This window comes from Streptomyces sp. NPDC079167 (genome assembly GCF_040686735.1).
Taxonomy (GTDB): Bacteria; Actinomycetota; Actinomycetes; order Streptomycetales; family Streptomycetaceae; genus Streptomyces.
Genome location: NZ_JBFBLO010000020.1, coordinates 97139 through 113123, shown reverse-complemented (window position 1 = coordinate 113123; position 15985 = coordinate 97139). Strand labels below are relative to the sequence as shown.

The window sequence follows — 15985 nt, the reverse complement described above, 5'->3', positions numbered from 1 at the left end:
CCCACCGAGGCCTCAGGCCGTCAGGGCCTCGTGTTCGATGCCGAGTTCGCGGGCGAGCGCCTCCTCGGTCCACTGCAGCATGGTGGCCCGGGAGAGCGGACCCGCGTACGAGGTCATCTGGACGGCCAGCCCGTCCAGGAGGGCTGTCAGCCGCCACGCCACGGACATCGGGTCCTCGCAGTGGAACTCACCCGCCGCGGCCCCCTCTTCGATCACCTCGGCCAGTTCGGCCTTCCACTGCTGGTCGAGGTCTCCGGCCACCTCGCGCAGCACCGGGTCACGGAGGGCGGACGCCCAGCCCTCGATCCACAGCCGCCAGCCCTTGGCCTGCCCGGTCGGCGCGTACCAGCGAACGGCGGACCTGAGCCGCCGGACCGCGCTGGTGCGCCGGGTCAGCAGCTTGCGCAGATGGGCGAGATCGGCCTCCGCCGCGTACGCGAACGCGGCGGCCACCAGCTTCTCCTTGGACGAGAAGTGGTACAGCACCAGCGCGTTGCTCACCCCGAGGACGGCGGCCACATCGGCGATCCTGACCGCGGACACACCCCGGACCTCGATCTGCTCGACGGCAGCGCGCAGAAGCTCCTCACGCCGCTCCGCCACACTCAGCCGCACTCTCGCCACGCGGTTACCCTAACCAACGCCCGCGCGCAGTCATCCGGCCCCCGTGCCCACGGCCTACCGGTACCAGCCGAAGCGCTCCGCCATCACCGGCAGGCGGTCCGCCACGAGCGAGTGCGCCGCCGCCCGCGGGGTGCAGCCCTCCGCGGCCGCCCGTTCCAGGACCCGGTCCATCAGGGCGCGCATCGAGCGGCGGGTGTGCCCGAACGCCTCCTCAGCATCGGGGCCGATGTCGCCGAACAGCGTCCACCACCACCAGGCGTTCGTACCGGAGTTGACGACCACATCGGGCAGTACCGTGATTCCGCGCCCGGCGAGCAGGGCCTCCGCCTCCGGGAGTACCGGCATGTTCGCCGCCTCGACCACCCAACGGGCCCTGACCGAAGCCTGGTTCACGGCATCGACGGCGTACGACACCGCCGCCGGAACCAGTACCTCGACATCGGCGGCCAGCCAGGCGTCGGCCGGAAGTTCCTGGTCCCCGTCACGCAGCGCGCCCCGGTCCACCGTCCCGTGCGCGTCCCGGGCGGCCAGCAGTGCCTCGACGTCCAGGCCTGCGGGATTGGCGATGGTGCCCCTGACGTCCGCGACCGCGACGACGGACAACCCGGCCCGGGAGAGGAAGCGGGCCGTTGCCCCTCCCATGGTGCCGAGCCCCTGGAGGGAGACCCGGACGCCACCGTGCACCACGCCCGCCCGGTCCAGTGCGGCGAGCGTGGCTTCGGCGACCCCGCACCCGCCGACCAGCTCGTCCAGCCCGATCCCGTCGACCGTGACCGCGAAGGCGTCCGCAAGCCGCCGCCGTGCGACCGCCTCGTCGTCGAGCAGCGGGTAGACCGCCTGGACCGTGGAGACGAGGCCGGCCTCCGCCGCGGCGCGGTCGACGAGATCCTGGCTCAGCCCGAGATCCTCGCCGGTCGTCCAGACGTTCTCTATGTACGGACGCATCGCCCGCAGGAAGCGGACGAGCACCCCGTAGGCCGCCGGATCGAGCGGGTCGCAGTCGATGCCCCCCTTGGAGCCGCCGAGCGGGATGTAACGCGCCCGCGGATCACCGGCGTCGAAGTGCAGGGCCTCCTTCATGGTCATGCCCCGTGCCAGGCCCGCCACCTCCGCGAGTGTGCACCCCTTCCTCATCCGCAGGCCGCCGCTCGACACGCCGCGCACCAGCCGGTCGACGACGAGGTACCCCTCGGTGCCTGTGACGTGGTCCGTCCAGGTCAGCGACACCAGCGGGGCGGGGGAGAGGGACTGCATCGGGCGGCTCCTGGATCATCCGGGTCGATCTACTGAACAGCGGGTCAGTATCCGGAGACCGTGACACGGCTGTCAATGCCCGCGGAAAGCCGGATGTGAGATCCCCGTACGCCCGATCCGGAATCCTGCGGGGGGCACGCACGTTGGAGTCGGCATGACGGAACCCTCGCGTGCGGCGCTGCTACGACTCATCGGGGAGTACGACGGCGGGGTGCTGGTCACCCTCAAGCGTGACGGCAGGCCCCAGCTGTCCAATGTGAACCACGCCTATTACCCCGAGGAGGGGGTGATCCGCGTGTCCATCACCGAAGGGCGTGCCAAGACGCGCAATCTGCGCCGGGACCCGCGAGCGAGCTACCACGTGACCAGCGAGGACCGGTGGGCCTGGACCGTCGCCGATGTCACCGCCGAGCTGACCCCGCCCGCCGCCGACCCGTACGACGCGGTCGTGGAACAGCTGGTCTCCCTGTACCGGGACGTGCGGGGTGAACACCCTGACTGGGACGACTACCGCCGGGTGATGGTCCAGGACCGCAGAGTCGTCCTGACCCTGCGGATCGACCATGTGTACGGCCAGCCGAAAACCTGAGGCAGGACCCCACGCGGCACGGCTCCGGGAGACCCATGACTCTGCTCCGTTCACCGCCGACCTCTCGCCCCGTCCTGATTCCGGACCATAATGACGACACCGACTCCCTCAGGAGATTTTGTGACCGGCGCCGACCCCCAGCCTTCGCTCCGCACCAGACTTCGCTCACTGCGCCCCGACGCCTTCGGCGCGGATCCGGCGGGGGTGCGGATGGAGCGGATCCGCCGCTCGCCCAATTTCGCCGACGGCGTCTTCCAGAACCCGGAGGGCGCGCGGACCCGGCCCTCCGGGTCCATGCTCGAATTCGCCAAGGTGTACTTCCAGAAGGAGCAACGGGCCCGCAGGTCCCCACTCGGCACCGTGCCGGTCCATGCCACGACCCTGGCCGATCTGGCCGCGCCCCCGGCGACGGGCCTGCGCGTGACCTGGCTGGGCCACTCCAGCGTGCTCACCGAGATCGACGGCCGCAGGGTGCTGTTCGACCCGGTCTGGGGCGAGCGCTGCTCGCCCTTCGCCTTCGCCGGGCCCAAGCGGCTGCACCCCGTCCCGCTCCCGCTCGCCTCGCTCGGTCCGGTGGACGCCGTGGTGATCTCCCACGACCACTACGACCACCTCGACCTGCCCACGATCAAGGCCCTGGCGGGGACGGACACGGTCTTCGCGGTGCCGCTCGGAGTCGGCGCCCACCTGGAGCGGTGGGGCGTGCCCCTGGACCGCATCCACGAGCTCGACTGGAACGAGACCGCGGAGATCGCCGGCATCAGCCTGACCGCCACCCCCGCCCGGCACTTCTGCGGCCGAGGCCTGCGCAACCAGCAGCACACACTCTGGGCGTCGTGGGTCGTCGCCGGTCCTGAGCACCGGGTGTACCACAGCGGGGACACCGGCTATTTCTCCGGCTTCCGGGACATCGGCGCCGAGCACGGCCCCTTCGACGTGACGATGATCCAGGTCGGCGCCTACTCGGAGTACTGGCCCGACATCCACATGACACCGGCCGAGGGCCTGCGCGCCCACCTGGACCTCGAGGGCGGCAAGCCGCACGGCGCGCTGCTGCCGATCCACTGGGGCACCTTCAACCTCGCCCCGCACCCGTGGGCGGAGCCCGGGGAGTGGATGAAGGACGTGGCTGGGGAGGCGGGGCAGCCGGTCGCCTTCCCCCGCGCGGGCGATCCGTTCGAACCGTCCGGGGAGCTTCCCACGGATGCTTGGTGGCGCGCGGTGTCGGCGCCGGTCGCGCACTGGTGGCGTGGACCCGGGGTGGCGGAGGCGGCACCGACGGTGCACAGGGAAGAAGTCGACCTCGCCGGCGAGCGGTGACGGGAGACGAAGGCGCTCTCGAGGCGGGCAGCCGGTCGTGCCGTGGCCATTCGAGTCGTTGCCCTCAGCGCCGCGATTGACGCGGATCCTGCTCGGAACTCGCACGGTCCGACCCGCCTGCCGCAGCGGTGTGACCAGGAACGGCAGTTTCGGGGTCACACGAGCGGTCCGGGACAGGGCCGCGACGCGTGCGTCCCTCGCCCCGCATCGCCGTACGTCGCCCGTGCACACACCACGTTCCACGGCGGATCCTCCGGCGCCTGCCGGTAGGGCCCGGGCCTTCAAAATGGCGGCGGGTCACCGCGCGTGCTGCTCACGGCCGGGGCGTCGCAGGCGCCCCGGGCCCACCGCCGGAGCTCGTCACATGCGCGCGGCACCAGCCTTGATGGCCTCGCGGATGCGGACGTAGGTGCCGCAGCGGCAGATGTTCCGGATGCCGTCGAGGTCGGCGTCGGTGATCTCGCGGCCTTCCTCCGCGGCTCTCCGTACGACGGCGACGGCCGTCATGATCTGGCCCGGCTGGCAGTAGCCGCACTGGGCCACGTCCAGGTCGAGCCACGCCTGCTGCATCGGGTGCAGATCGGCGCCCACGGTCGCCGGCAGCCCTTCGATCGTCGTCACCTCGTCGGTCGGGTTCAGTTCGCCCACCGGGATCGCGCAGGGGTTGACCGCCTTGCCGTTCAGATGGCTTGTGCAGGCCTTGCAGACGTTGATGCCGCAGCCGTATTTGGGACCGGTGACGCCCAGGACGTCACGCAGCACCCACAACAGCCGGACGTCGTCCGCGATGTCGACGGTGACCTGCTCGCCGTTGAGGCGGAATGTGTGCTCGGGCACGTAGAGATCCTCACATCAGAAGGCGTGGTCCAGGCCATCGGTCGGGGACTGGGGGACAGGCGGAACGACCGGCTTGGGTTCGAAGGAGAGTGTGCCGTGGTTGATGGGGAAGGTGGTGGGCATCGTGCCGGTCGCCCGGCCGTAGGCGCAGGCGACCGCGGCCATCGACGCGGCGACACCCAGCTCTCCGGCTCCGCCGGGCTTCCCGGTGGTGTCAGGCATGATGATGACGTCCAGTTCGGGCGGCGTGTTCCACTGCCGGGTGTAGAAGTAGTTGTCCCAGCTGGCTTCCAGGAAGTACCCGTCGCGCAGGTGCAGACCGGAGGTCAGCGCGAGCGCGATCCCGTCCATGGCGCAGCCCATCATCTGCGCCTCCAGGCCACGTGGGTTGACGGTGAGACCGGCGTCCACGGCGAGGACGACCTTGGTGACGCGTGGTCCCGCGACACCGTCGCGGATCCGCCGGTTGACGGTCTCGGGCCGGCAGTCGATCTCCACCAGGACCGCGCTGGCCGAGTGGTACTCGGAGTGGAGCGCGATGCCCTGTGCCGTGCCGGACGGCATCGACCGGCCCCAGCGCCCGGCTTCGGCGACCTTCTCCAGGACCGCGAGGGACCGGTCGTCCCTGAGGAAGTCGCGCCGGACCTGGTAGGCGTCCTTTCCCATCTTCGTCGCCAGACGGTCGATGACGAGCTCACGGGCGCAGGTGACGTCGGGTGAGTAGACGTTGCGCATGCTGCCCGTGTTGAAACCCTTGTCGGTCTCGTTGAGGAGCCGGCTGTTGACACCGAAGTTGTACGGCATCGACTGGGAGAGCTGGAAGAACGTCTCGGAGAAGCCGAGGTCGGCCACCGGCAGCTTCGCGGCCAGGGCGGTGAAGATCTCTCCGAATCCGTGGCTGAGGTCGGTGGCCACGCTGGTGTGCCGCTGCTTGTAGCTGAGGACGGTGTTCCCGGCATAGGCGATGCGCACACGGGACGTGGCCATCGGATGCGTACGTCCCTGACGGGAGTCGTCGGCCCGGTGCCACATGAGTTTGACCGGTTTGCCGATCTTGGCGGAGATCTCGACGGCCTCCAGCGCGGCGTCGAAGAAGAGCTTGCGTCCGAAGGACCCGCCGCTTTCCGTCACATGCACCGTCACGGCTCTCAGCGGCAGTCCCAGTGCGGCGGCGATCGCCTCCTTCGCCACGATCGGAGCCTTGAGACCGGACCAGATCTCGGCGCGATCGGACCGGACGTCGGCGATGGCGCAGTTGGTCTCCAGGGCACTGTTGCTGCGGAAGTGAAAGGTGAATCTGCCTTCCACGCTCGGGGTCAGCGGCGGCAGCCCCATCGAAGGTTCCGCGGCCTTCAGTTCCCGGAGCACGGTCTCGTCGGACTTGCCCTGCGCGGTGCCAGGCCCCCAGGACACCTTCAGGGCGCGTACGGCGTCGATGCACTGACCGAAGGTCCGGGCGCGTACGGCCACTCCGCTGTTGATGACGACGACGTCGGTGACGCCCGGCATCGCCCGCACCTCATCGGCGTTGGCGACCGGTCCGACCTTCCCGTTGATCGTCGGCGGACGGCACACCATGGTCGGGAGGGCGTCCGGGACGGCGAGGTCCATCGCGAACTTCTTGCGTCCGGTGACCGCGTCGAGGGCGTCGATACGGCGTTGCGGTGTACCGATGACGGTGAACTGCTCGGCCGGTTTGAGTTCGGCGGTGACCTGCTGGGTCCGTACAGCTGCCGCCTTCTCGGCCAGCGCGCCGATGCCGATGCTCCGGCCCGTGGGAGCGATGACCACGCCCGCCTTGATGGTGAGTTGGGTGAGGGCCGCACCGAGTACCACCGCTGCGGCCTCGAGCAGCCGTCCGCGCGCGACGGCGGCCGCGACGCGGATGGGGACGAAGGTCGCGACGGTCGTGTTGGAGCCGCCGGTGAGCTGGTTGAACACGAGCTCCGGCCGTGCGTCGGCCAGGGTGACCCGGATCCTGTCGAGGGGCACGTCCATCTCCTCGGCGATCAGCATGGCCGTCGACGTGGTGATGCCCTGCCCCACCTCGGCCCGGGGCAAAGCGAAGGACACGGTGCCGTCGGTGTTGACCTGGACGGTGATCAGACCCGAGGTCGGCAGAGCCGCCAAGGTCATGACGTCGTTGAGGTCGACCAGTTCCGTGATGTCGGCCGACGGCACGTCGGCTCGGGCCTGCTCGGCAGGTACGAGTTCGGCGGCAGTCACCAGGGTCGGCGCCGCCAGTACGAATCCCAGGAACTTGCGCCTGTCCAAGGCACGGCTCCCGTGCGGCGGTCGGGCCGCGCGGTCCTCACCGTTCACCATCGGGTCTCCTCTCCCGTACGCCTCTTCGGCGTCGTCTCTCCGGGAGGATGGCGGAGGACTCGTCCCGGCGTCCTGCTTCGGCGCGATCTCATCGGTGGGTGCATGGGGCGGTGCGGCTCCGGCTGGGGTGGTGGGCGGTGCTGCCAGGGACGGTCCAGGGGGCCGTCCCTGGCAGCGGCGGGTGCTGTGCGTGGGTGGTGAAGAGGTGAGGGGCTGCTCAGGACGGGCGGTTGACGTCCGGGATGTCGATCGCGATGGGCCGGCCCTCGGCGAGGAAGAGCAGGACGAACTTGCGGAGCGCCTCCTCCAGCGTCCACAGGACCGCGGGGACGGCGGGCAGCGGCACCAGCCCCTCGCGGAAGGCGACCAGCAGCGGCCACGCGGTCGCTATGAGCTTCTCCAGCACCGGCTGCTTGGACAGGCCGATCATGTCGCCGACGTCGCCGCCGAGCGTGTACCTGGTGAAGGCGCTGATCAGAGGGCGTGTCAGACCGAGGTCGAGTTCGGCCACGATCCCGAGGAGGACGTTGGTCAGTGCCTCACCCTCCTGGCTGTGGGCGAGGATCGGGTCGAGCACCTGCTTGGACTGGGCGTTGGCCGCGTCCCACGAGTTGGGGATGTACTCGTCGCTGACGCCGAGCATGTGCGCGCTCACCTGCCACACGTGCAGATACGCCTCCGAGTCGGCGGCGCTGACCCGGACGCCCCACTCCTTCATCCTGCGCATGACAAACGTGGCCAGGCTGTGCCAGGTGACCATGATGTCGGCCTGGCTGATGGGGATCTGCTGGCCGCCGCTGGTCCGGGACCAGCCCGGCGACTGCGGGAGCAGATGGCGTACCGCCGCGTGCACCATGCGGGTCTTCACGGCGGTCACGATCATCGAGCCCTGTGGCAGGTATGCGTCCAGGTCCCCGATGTCGTAGCCGAGCCGCGCGGTCTTCGCGATGCGGTCCTTCATGTCCGCACCGCCCTCGGAGTAGTAGACGGCGCGCGCCTCCCTGGGGATGGCGGTGCTCATCAGGCCACTCCCGAGACCGTACAGAGCCCCCACGTAGATGCCCTTGGTCTTGCTGAACCGGGCGGCGCGGTCGAGTTTGGCCTTGTCCGCCCAGGCCGGCATCTGCCGGGCGTGCTCCATGAACTCCTTGAGGTCTGCCGGGAGACCGTCGGGCAGCGCCTGGTCGTTGCGGGTCCACCGCGCCAGCAGGGTGTTGACCCGGGGTACGTCGCCGCGGTCGATCACGGCGGCGAGCACCGGGTCCGCTTCCTCGTCCCAGACCCATTCCGGGTCCACGCCCGCTCCCGCCCCGGCCACCGACCCGGCGGGCGACCAGGTCCACAGCGACCGGGCACTCGCGGGGGAGGCTGCCGCCAGGGCCCCGGCGGCTCCCAGGGCCCCGCCTGTCATCAACATCTTGCGCCTGCTGAACACATCCATCTTTCCGAGCTCCTTCGTGAGTTCTGATCGGTGAACACCGCGGTGAGACGGACCGGAGGCACACGGCCGGCTGCTGACGGGCGTGGCGCCGCCCCGCGTGCCGCGGGTGACCTCAGCGGGACGCGGGGCGGTTGGTGTCGGGGATCTCGATCCGGGTGCCCCGGCCCTTGGTGAGGTAGAAGAGGATGTACTGACGCGCCGCCTCGTCGAGCGTCCAGGCGAGCGGCGGCACGAGGGGCAGGGGGATCAGCTTCTCCCGGAAGGCGATGAGCTTCGGCCAGACGGTGGCTATCACCTTTCCCCAGAACGCTTCCTCGGGGATCCCGTCCATGTCGGCGACCCGGTCGCCGACGAGGAACCGGGCCAGTGCGTCGACGAGCGGGCGGTCGATTCCGCCGGGACTCGTCTGCTCGGCCAGCTGGCCCAGCAGGATGTCGGTCAGCTCGACCCCCTCCTCGGTGGAGGCGAGGATCGGGTCGAGGACCTGCTCGGACTGGGAGTTGGCCGCCTCCCACGTGGCGGGGATGTACTCGTCGCGGACACCCAGCATGTGGGCGGTCACCTGCCACACATGCAGATAGGCCGCCGAGTCGGCCGCGGTGACCGGGACCTTCCACTCGACCAGCTTCTGCATCGCGTACGTGGCCAGGCTGTGCCAGGTGACCATGATGTCGGCCTGGCTGATCGGGATCTTCTGGCCGTCGCCCGTCCGTGTCCACCCCGGGGACTGCGGAAGCAGGTGACGGACCGCGGCGTGCACCATCCGGGTCTTGACGGCGTGGACGATGACGTCGCCGTCGGGCCGGTAGGCGTTCAGGTCGCCGATGGCGAAGCCCAGGAGGCTCGTCTTGGCGACGCGGTCCTCCATGTCGGCGCCGCCCTTGGAGTAGTAGACGGAGCGCGCCTCCCTGGGAATGGCGGTGCTCAGCATCCCGCCGCCCACTCCGTTGAGCAGATTGAGGTAGAAGCCCCGGGACTTGTTGAACTCGGCTGCGGTCTCCAGCTTGCCCCGGTCGGCCCAGGAGGGCAGTCGCCGGGCCATCTCCATGAAGTCGTGCACGTCCTGCGGGAGTCCGGCCGGGAGCGCCTGGTCGTTGCGGGTCCAGACGCGCAACAGCTCGTTGACCTTCGGCACATCCCCGCGGTCGATCACCGAGGCCATCAGCCGGTCGACCTCGTCGTCCCACACCCATTCCGGGTGGAGCCCCTCTCCCGTGCCTGCCACCGATGCGCTCGGCGCCCATGTCCACAGGGGCCGTGCACCGGCCGGTGACGCCGCGCCCAACGCGCCGACGGCCCCTAACGCCCCTCCCGCCAGCAGCATCTTGCGCCTACTGAGTCCATCCATAGCCCGGAACTCCTCCTCGAGTCCTTCAGCCCTGCGACCATTTGGCGGTACAATGAAACAAAGTAAGCCTCTCTGTGTCACCAGATGAGCACAAGCCGGATGAGAACGCCAGAGCTTTTGCGAAATGAGGAGGCGTCAGCGGAGCCGGTCCCGCGGGACATCGAGCAGCCGGCCGGCCCGCCGTCCGTGCTCCCACTCGCCTTCAAGAGGGACGCCTGCCCCCCCGCCGGGGAGCGGTGACGGGGAACAACGCATCCCGCGACGTCGTGTGGAATTTTCCCGCCGCACCCCTTCTGTTGGCCCTGTCCAGCTACCTTCTCCTCGCCCGGTCCGGCACAGGAGAGGTACATCCATGAGCACCCCGATCCACGGCACCTCGGCCCGGCAGCCCGCAGCCGTCCTGCCGGCGGCCCGGCATCGCCGGGCGGGGAGCCGGACCGGGAGCACGTCCGCGCGCTCGGCGGAGCACGCCCTCCTCGAGATGCAGGCCCGCGCCGGTAACCGGGCGGCGACCGCGGTGGTGCAGCGCGCTCAGAACACCGGGAAGGGGAAGGCGGCGGAGAACGGCGGCGCGCCTGCCGGAGCGAAGAAGAACTACCGCGACCGGATCGCCGGGCTCCTCGACAGGTTCAAGAAGAATCTGGAGCCCATAGACACCTTCATCAAAGGTTTCCAGACCCCCACCAACGCGGCCTTCACCCAGCAGGCCGCCGCCGCGGCCAATGAGGGCCTCAAGCACTCCGCCGCCGCCTCGGGCACCTCCGCGGCGTCGGGGAACCTCCTCACGGAGGCCACCGGTGCCGTGGTCAGCGGGATGGACGCGTACAAGAACATGAAGGACGCCAGGAAGCACGAGACCGGGGCCGGTCACCACACGGCGAACAAGAAGGCCAAGACCAAGGGGACCGACGCCGTCGTGGGCGCCGCCGGCTCGGGGAGCTACAGCGCCGCCATCGCCAAAGAGGTGACCAAGCTGCAGAAGGCGTCGCACGCCGCGGTGGCGTCCGAGGCGAGCGGTATCGCCAGCGCCGCCGTCGGCGGGATCAAGGGCATGCGGTCCGCCTTCCGCGTCGGGGGAGCGGCCCGCAAGTACAGACAGGTCAAGGAGCTGGGGGATCCCCACCTCGTCCACGCCGGGTCACTGGCACGGCTGAACGAGTCGAGGGAGCAGGCGAACTGGGCCGCGGCGGAGGCCTACGTCGCGCTGGACGCCTACTGGAAGCAGGCGGGCGAGGGAGGGCTGGAGTTCGTCTCCGAGGCCGTCGACGCCGCCTGGGAGGCGATGGGCGAAGCCCGTGATGCCGCGGAGAGCCTCCAGCGTGCCGAGAAGGACGTGGAGAAGCTCAGCACGGCGCAGGGGTACGCGAAGAAGAAGCAGCTGACCAAGATCGGCAAGGAGGCGGTCAGCGGCGGAGGCGAGTCGGCCAAGGCCGCGGCCGGCATCGTGACGGCGGTCGCGGCGGGCACAGCCGGCCTCGCGAGCAATCCGGTCGGATGGGGCCTCGCGGGGGCCGGGGCCGGCCTGGTCCTCGGCGTCACCATGTACAAGGCGCTCCGCGCGGCCACGAAGCGCTATGAGGAGGTCCGCCACCCGGAGCGCTGGGGGCCGGAGGGCGGGACTCCGGAGGAGGCCGCGTCCCGGAAGGAGTCGCTCCAACATGCCCTGAAATTCTGGAAGAAGGTGTCGAAGGGCGAACGCCAGGCCATGGCGCGCGAGATCTACGCCCTGGCGGCAGGTCCCGGCATCTCGGGGAGCGGGAGCACGACGGCCGAGATGCGGGAGTCCGCCAGGGCCCTGCTCATCGCTCTCAAATGCGGCCCGGCCAAGCACAAGCTGGAGCCGGAAGCGTGGGCCGGGACACTCGACGACCCGGCGAAGACCGCGGGCTGGATCCAGGAGATAGCGGAGCAACTGGCCTCGGGGTGACCGGGAGGCGTACGGCGGCATTCCGGACAGCGCGGCAGGCGCAGGCGGCAGGCGGTTCCGGGCTCAGGGCGTGCCGCCCGCCGGGTGCTCGGGACGCGGCGTCGCTGGTTCCCCTCCTCGGTGCCGCCGGAAGCGCCGACCTCGTGGCCATCCAGATCGCCAGGCAGTTCGGTGCCGCCCAGGTGCTCGCCGTCGGCCGAGACACCACCCGCTTCGACGTCGGCGCGGCCCAGGCACTCACCTTCGACGAAATAACCACCGCAGCAGACGTCGATATCGTCCTGGACTTCGTCTGGAGCCACTCGCGAAGCGGTGACCGACGGCCATCGACGTCCGGGCCGTTGCCGTGCCGCCGGCCCGGATCGCGCGGGCGTGGGCCGAGAAGGCCGGCGAGCGGCTGGTTCTCGTGCCCTGGGGGCTGCTCGCCGGAGGGCATGAAATCCGCCCTTTCGGCCCCCCGGAAGTAATAAATCCTGCGATTCGCGCATTCGCCGGAGGGCACAAAATTATGCATTCCGCAAATCCGTCAGAGGGCATGGATTCCCTCCATTCGCAAGGATATCGACAAGGAAATCCAAGCTTGACGGCGTCGTCGGGTTTGCTTATGGTCCAGTCGTTCAGATTTCCGCCGACCGATATCCGAAGGTATTGATGACCACGTCTCCAGCGTTGCCGAAGTCCAGACAGCAGCTAATTCTGGTCATCCTTATGTCGTGTTCGCTGCTGATCTGGCTGGACAACACCGTCCTGAGTGCCACGCTGGAAACGCTCGCGGATCCGGTCCACGGACTGGGGGCCGGTCCCGGTCAGCTGCAATGGGCCACCGGTTCGTACACCCTTGCCTTCGCCACGTTGATGTTCACCGCAGGGACACTGGGCGATCGCTACGGTCACCGGAGTGTGTTCTCCAGTGGGCTGGTGCTTTTCGCCGGGTCCTCGCTGTGGGCGGCGTACGCGAGCGATGCGAGCCAGCTGATCGCAGCCCGAGCAGTGATGGGGGTGGGCAGCGCGCTGATCACACCCGCCATGCTGGCCATCCTCATGTGGACATTCACCGGCCCCGCACGGGCCGCCGCGATCGGTATCTTCTCGACGTCAGCCGGTGTCGGAATGGCTGTCGGACCGGTGCTGGCGGGAGCTCTGCTCGATCGTTTCTGGTGGGGCTCGGTCTTTCTGATCAATGTCCCGGTCGCGGTATCGGCGTTGGTCGGGCTCGCCGTGCTGGTCCCGAATTTCCGCAGTCCCGCCTTGCGGCCGTTGGACCCCGCCGGAATGGTGCTGTCCATCAGTGGCCTCGTGTCGTTGGCCTACGGGCTGATCCGGGCGGGGCAGGTGGCCGCGTGGAGTCGTACGGACGTCTGGGCGCCGATCGTGGTCGGTCTGGTTCTGCTGGCCGCTTTCGTACTGGCGGAACTGCGTGCCAAGGTGCCCAGCTTCGATCCGCGACTGCTTGCGCAACGCACATTCGGTGGCGGCAATGTGGCGCTCGGACTGCTGCTCTTCGCGGTGGCCGCCATCACCTTCTACAACGCGTTCTATCTGCAAGGCGCGCTCGGCTTTTCGCCGACGAAGGCGGGTCTGGTCAATATCCCGACCGCGCTCGGTGCCGTCGCGGGGGCACCCTTCGGCTCGCGCCTGGTGCGCCGCCTCTCGCTACGCCTTGTCACCGTGCCGGCGCTGACCGTGGCCGCGCTGACCATGGGCGGGTACGGATTCCTCGGACTGCACACGCCACTCGTCCGGATCGAGATCCTGTTGTTGGTACAGGGTCTCTCGGTCGGCATGGTGATCGGCCCCGTCACCGCCGCATTGATCAGCAACCTGCCGTTGGAACAGGCCGGTGCGGGATCGGCCGTCACCAACACCGTGCGCCAGACCGGCAGTGTGATCGGAATCGCGGTAGGCGGCACGATCATGTCGATCGAGTACCGACGTGCGGTCGGACCTTCGCTGGAGGGCCTACCCGGACCGGTGCGGGATCAGGCACGTGTTTCCGCAGAACAGGCCCGGCACGTCGCCACCGCTGTCGACCGGCCCACCCTTTCCCGCGCTGCTGATGATGCGTTCATCCATGCCATGCACGTGGGCGCGGGCTGGATCGCGGGCATCGCACTCGTCGGAGCGGTCGTGCTGCTGATCACCTTGCCTGCTGTCGGACAGAAGAAGGTTCCGGCACCGGAGTCGGACCACGACGAAGAAGCCACCAGCTCCGTCTGACACCCGAGTCCGCAGCAGGAGAGGGCTTGCCGGGAAGCCGAACGGCAGCCGAACCTGAGGAGTGGTTCCGCCCGTGCTCCCGCCCGGAAACGAAGTCCTGGGCGGAAACACGGGCGGAGTCCTGCGTTCGGTGGCCGGCCGCATCGGCCCGCTCACGGTGCGTTTTCGCCGCACGGCTTGGGACTCACTACGACGGGAGCGGCGGCGCATTCAGCGCGGACCATGACGCCGTCGGCGGTCCACCGGGCGGGAGGCCGGCTCATTGCCCGTCGGTGAACTGCGGGTCCTTCTTCTGGTTGTAGACCTCCTTGCCGGAGGCGTCGTAGGCATGGACGTAGGGGCTGGGGCCCGCATAGTGCGGGTCGGGGTCGTCGGTGGCGAGAGCCGCCGCATAGACGAACGCGCCGCCTGCCATGACCGCCGGGTACTGCTTCGGGTCGTCGCCGTAGCTGATGGTGATCTTGACGATGTCGGAGGTGTGGTGGCCGGCACCCAGCATCAGGTATTGCCCCTTGCCGGCCGGCTCGAGGAAGGAGTCGAAGTACTCGATCGTGCGGTCGGTGCCCCACAGGCGGTCGTTGATGAACGTGGGCGGGGAGTTCGGGGTGGTGCCCTTGCCGCCCTTCGACTGGCATTGCACGTATTGACCGGTGGAATCCACGGCGACGACCACGCCGTCGGAGCCCTCGGAGGCGACGGGGGTGCGGACCCCGACCACCGGTTGGAATCGCGATGCGTCCGCACCCAGGCAGGAGGCAAGGATTTTGGTGACGGCTCCGGCTTCGATCGGGGTGGTCGTCCCGCTGGTGATGGTGAACTTGTCCGCGGCGGAACTCGTTTCGGCCGAGGGCGAGGCCGAGCCGGTTCCCGCCGGCGTGCCAGGACTCGGTGAGGCCGCGGCGCTCGTCGGGTTTCCGGCGGGACCGGCGAGAAGCGGCTCGGCGTCCCCGATCCCGCTGAAGACGGCCACGGCCGCCACGCTCATCCCCGCGACGCCTGTGGCGACGCCCAGCGGCACCCCCCACCTGCGTCGCAGCGAAGCACGGTTGTTCTCGGGGCCGATCTTCATCAGTAGCTCCTCTCGGATCCGCCGGTGGTCCGGCAGATCACGATCGGAAGGAGCCGCAGGAATGCCCTGCGTGTGATTCATCGTGCGACCTCTTCCGCGTTGACGAAATTCTTGGAACTGAACGACTCCGGAACCGCGGGCCCGCCGACGAGGTCGGCCCCCAGCCGCCGCCGCGCGCGGTGCAGTCTGGACTTCACCGTTCCGACCGCCACCCCCAGCGCGGCCGCGGCCGCCTGCTGATCCAGGCCCGACCACACGCAGAGCTCGACGACGTCGCGTTCGTGACGCGGAAGCCGGGCCATGGCCCGGTGGATCCCCGACATACGACGCTCGTCGTCGACCAGTCCGGCGACGCGGTCCGCGTGGTCGCCCGCCGGCTCGTCATGCGAGACGAGCCGGCGGAACAACGCCTCGGCACGCCTGAGCCGCCGCCTGGTGTTCGACACCAGGCCGTCGGCGATGCCCAGCAGCCATGGCAAGGCCGAGTCGCGGTCCAGCACCGTTTCCGACCGCCGGCGCCAGGCGTGCAAGAACACGGTCGACGTGAGGTCCTCGGCTTCGGACCAGTCGGCCGTGCGCCGGAACAGGTGGTTGTAGACGGTCTTCCCGTGGCGGTCGAAGATCCGACCGAAAGCCTCCCGGTCGCCGTCGACGGCTCTCGCCCACAGCTCGCGGTCGGATATCCCTCCGACCGGTACGGCGGGGCCGGCGTCGTTCAGTTCCATGCTCTATACGTGTCCGGCACCCGGCCGAAGGTTCCCGCTGATCGAACTCCGTTCGCACCGGCCGGCCGACTACGGCCCCCGGCCGGACCGGGCGGGGATGCTCGAGGGTGCGCCCCCGGTGCCGTCGGCCCCCTCGTCGGCAACGGCTTCCGGCTGCGCGTCCGCACGTCTTGCCTCAGTGCGGCAAGCGGCGGGACGGTCGGGTCACCACGGATTGGCGGAACTCGGCCATACGTGAATGGACCTGGCGCATCAGGTAAGTCTCCTCGATCGGCGGTGGGTGCTCGGGATGATGCCGGCCGAGGGTGC

General features: G+C 69.5%; 12 protein-coding genes. 4 read left to right on the top strand and 8 right to left on the bottom strand.

Annotated features, from left to right (window positions below; genetic code table 11):
• Positions 1 to 12: 12 nt before the first annotated feature.
• Positions 13 to 624 carry a TetR/AcrR family transcriptional regulator gene (locus tag AB0P41_RS30985; protein ID WP_356716841.1) on the bottom strand — a complete coding sequence of 204 codons (612 nt, stop codon included), beginning with the start codon at positions 622 to 624 and terminating at the stop codon, positions 13 to 15.
• 54 nt (positions 625 to 678) lie between these two features.
• Positions 679 to 1878, bottom strand: a complete 1200-nt coding sequence (locus AB0P41_RS30980; protein ID WP_365935441.1) for a Glu/Leu/Phe/Val dehydrogenase dimerization domain-containing protein — start codon at positions 1876 to 1878, stop codon at positions 679 to 681.
• A gap of 154 nt (positions 1879 to 2032) precedes the next feature.
• On the opposite strand from AB0P41_RS30980, the gene AB0P41_RS30975 reads away from it, so the two are divergent.
• The gene (locus AB0P41_RS30975; protein ID WP_356716845.1) at positions 2033 to 2467 is read left to right on the top strand and encodes a PPOX class F420-dependent oxidoreductase; all 435 of its coding nucleotides are present in this window, start codon (positions 2033 to 2035) and stop codon (positions 2465 to 2467) included.
• 120 nt (positions 2468 to 2587) lie between these two features.
• Complete coding sequence (locus AB0P41_RS30970) at positions 2588 to 3787, top strand: MBL fold metallo-hydrolase (protein WP_365935440.1); 1200 nt, start codon at positions 2588 to 2590, stop codon at positions 3785 to 3787.
• A gap of 360 nt (positions 3788 to 4147) precedes the next feature.
• On the opposite strand, the gene AB0P41_RS30965 is transcribed toward AB0P41_RS30970, so the two are convergent.
• The 4 genes from AB0P41_RS30965 to AB0P41_RS30950 all read right to left on the bottom strand — a co-directional run bounded on the left by AB0P41_RS30965 (position 4148) and on the right by AB0P41_RS30950 (position 9738).
• On the bottom strand, positions 4148 to 4624 hold the full coding sequence (locus AB0P41_RS30965; RefSeq protein ID WP_356716848.1) for a (2Fe-2S)-binding protein: 477 nt from the start codon (positions 4622 to 4624) through the stop codon (positions 4148 to 4150).
• Positions 4625 to 4639: 15 nt separating this feature from the next.
• On the bottom strand, positions 4640 to 6949 hold the full coding sequence (locus tag AB0P41_RS30960; protein ID WP_365935438.1) for a molybdopterin cofactor-binding domain-containing protein: 2310 nt from the start codon (positions 6947 to 6949) through the stop codon (positions 4640 to 4642).
• 217 nt (positions 6950 to 7166) lie between these two features.
• Positions 7167 to 8390: an oxygenase MpaB family protein gene (locus AB0P41_RS30955; RefSeq protein ID WP_365935436.1), complete on the bottom strand. Its 1224-nt coding sequence runs from the start codon at positions 8388 to 8390 to the stop codon at positions 7167 to 7169.
• A 112-nt stretch (positions 8391 to 8502) separates the two neighbouring features.
• Complete coding sequence (locus AB0P41_RS30950; protein ID WP_365935434.1) at positions 8503 to 9738, bottom strand: oxygenase MpaB family protein; 1236 nt, start codon at positions 9736 to 9738, stop codon at positions 8503 to 8505.
• Positions 9739 to 10090: 352 nt separating this feature from the next.
• Between AB0P41_RS30950 and AB0P41_RS30945 the strand changes: the two genes are divergently transcribed.
• Both AB0P41_RS30945 and AB0P41_RS30940 read left to right on the top strand, forming a co-directional pair.
• Positions 10091 to 11665, top strand: a complete 1575-nt coding sequence (locus AB0P41_RS30945) for a hypothetical protein (RefSeq protein ID WP_365935432.1) — start codon at positions 10091 to 10093, stop codon at positions 11663 to 11665.
• A 651-nt stretch (positions 11666 to 12316) separates the two neighbouring features.
• Positions 12317 to 13882 (top strand): MFS transporter, encoded by a 1566-nt coding sequence (locus AB0P41_RS30940; RefSeq protein ID WP_365935430.1) that lies wholly within the window; start codon positions 12317 to 12319, stop codon positions 13880 to 13882.
• A gap of 259 nt (positions 13883 to 14141) precedes the next feature.
• Here AB0P41_RS30940 and AB0P41_RS30935 read toward each other — a convergent pair whose 3' ends face one another.
• Positions 14142 to 14951, bottom strand: coding sequence for a hypothetical protein (locus tag AB0P41_RS30935; protein ID WP_365935429.1), 810 nt, complete (start codon positions 14949 to 14951; stop codon positions 14142 to 14144).
• Between the two features lie 77 nt (positions 14952 to 15028).
• Positions 15029 to 15676, bottom strand: coding sequence for a sigma-70 family RNA polymerase sigma factor (locus AB0P41_RS30930; protein WP_365935427.1), 648 nt, complete (start codon positions 15674 to 15676; stop codon positions 15029 to 15031).
• Positions 15677 to 15985: the final 309 nt, after the last annotated feature.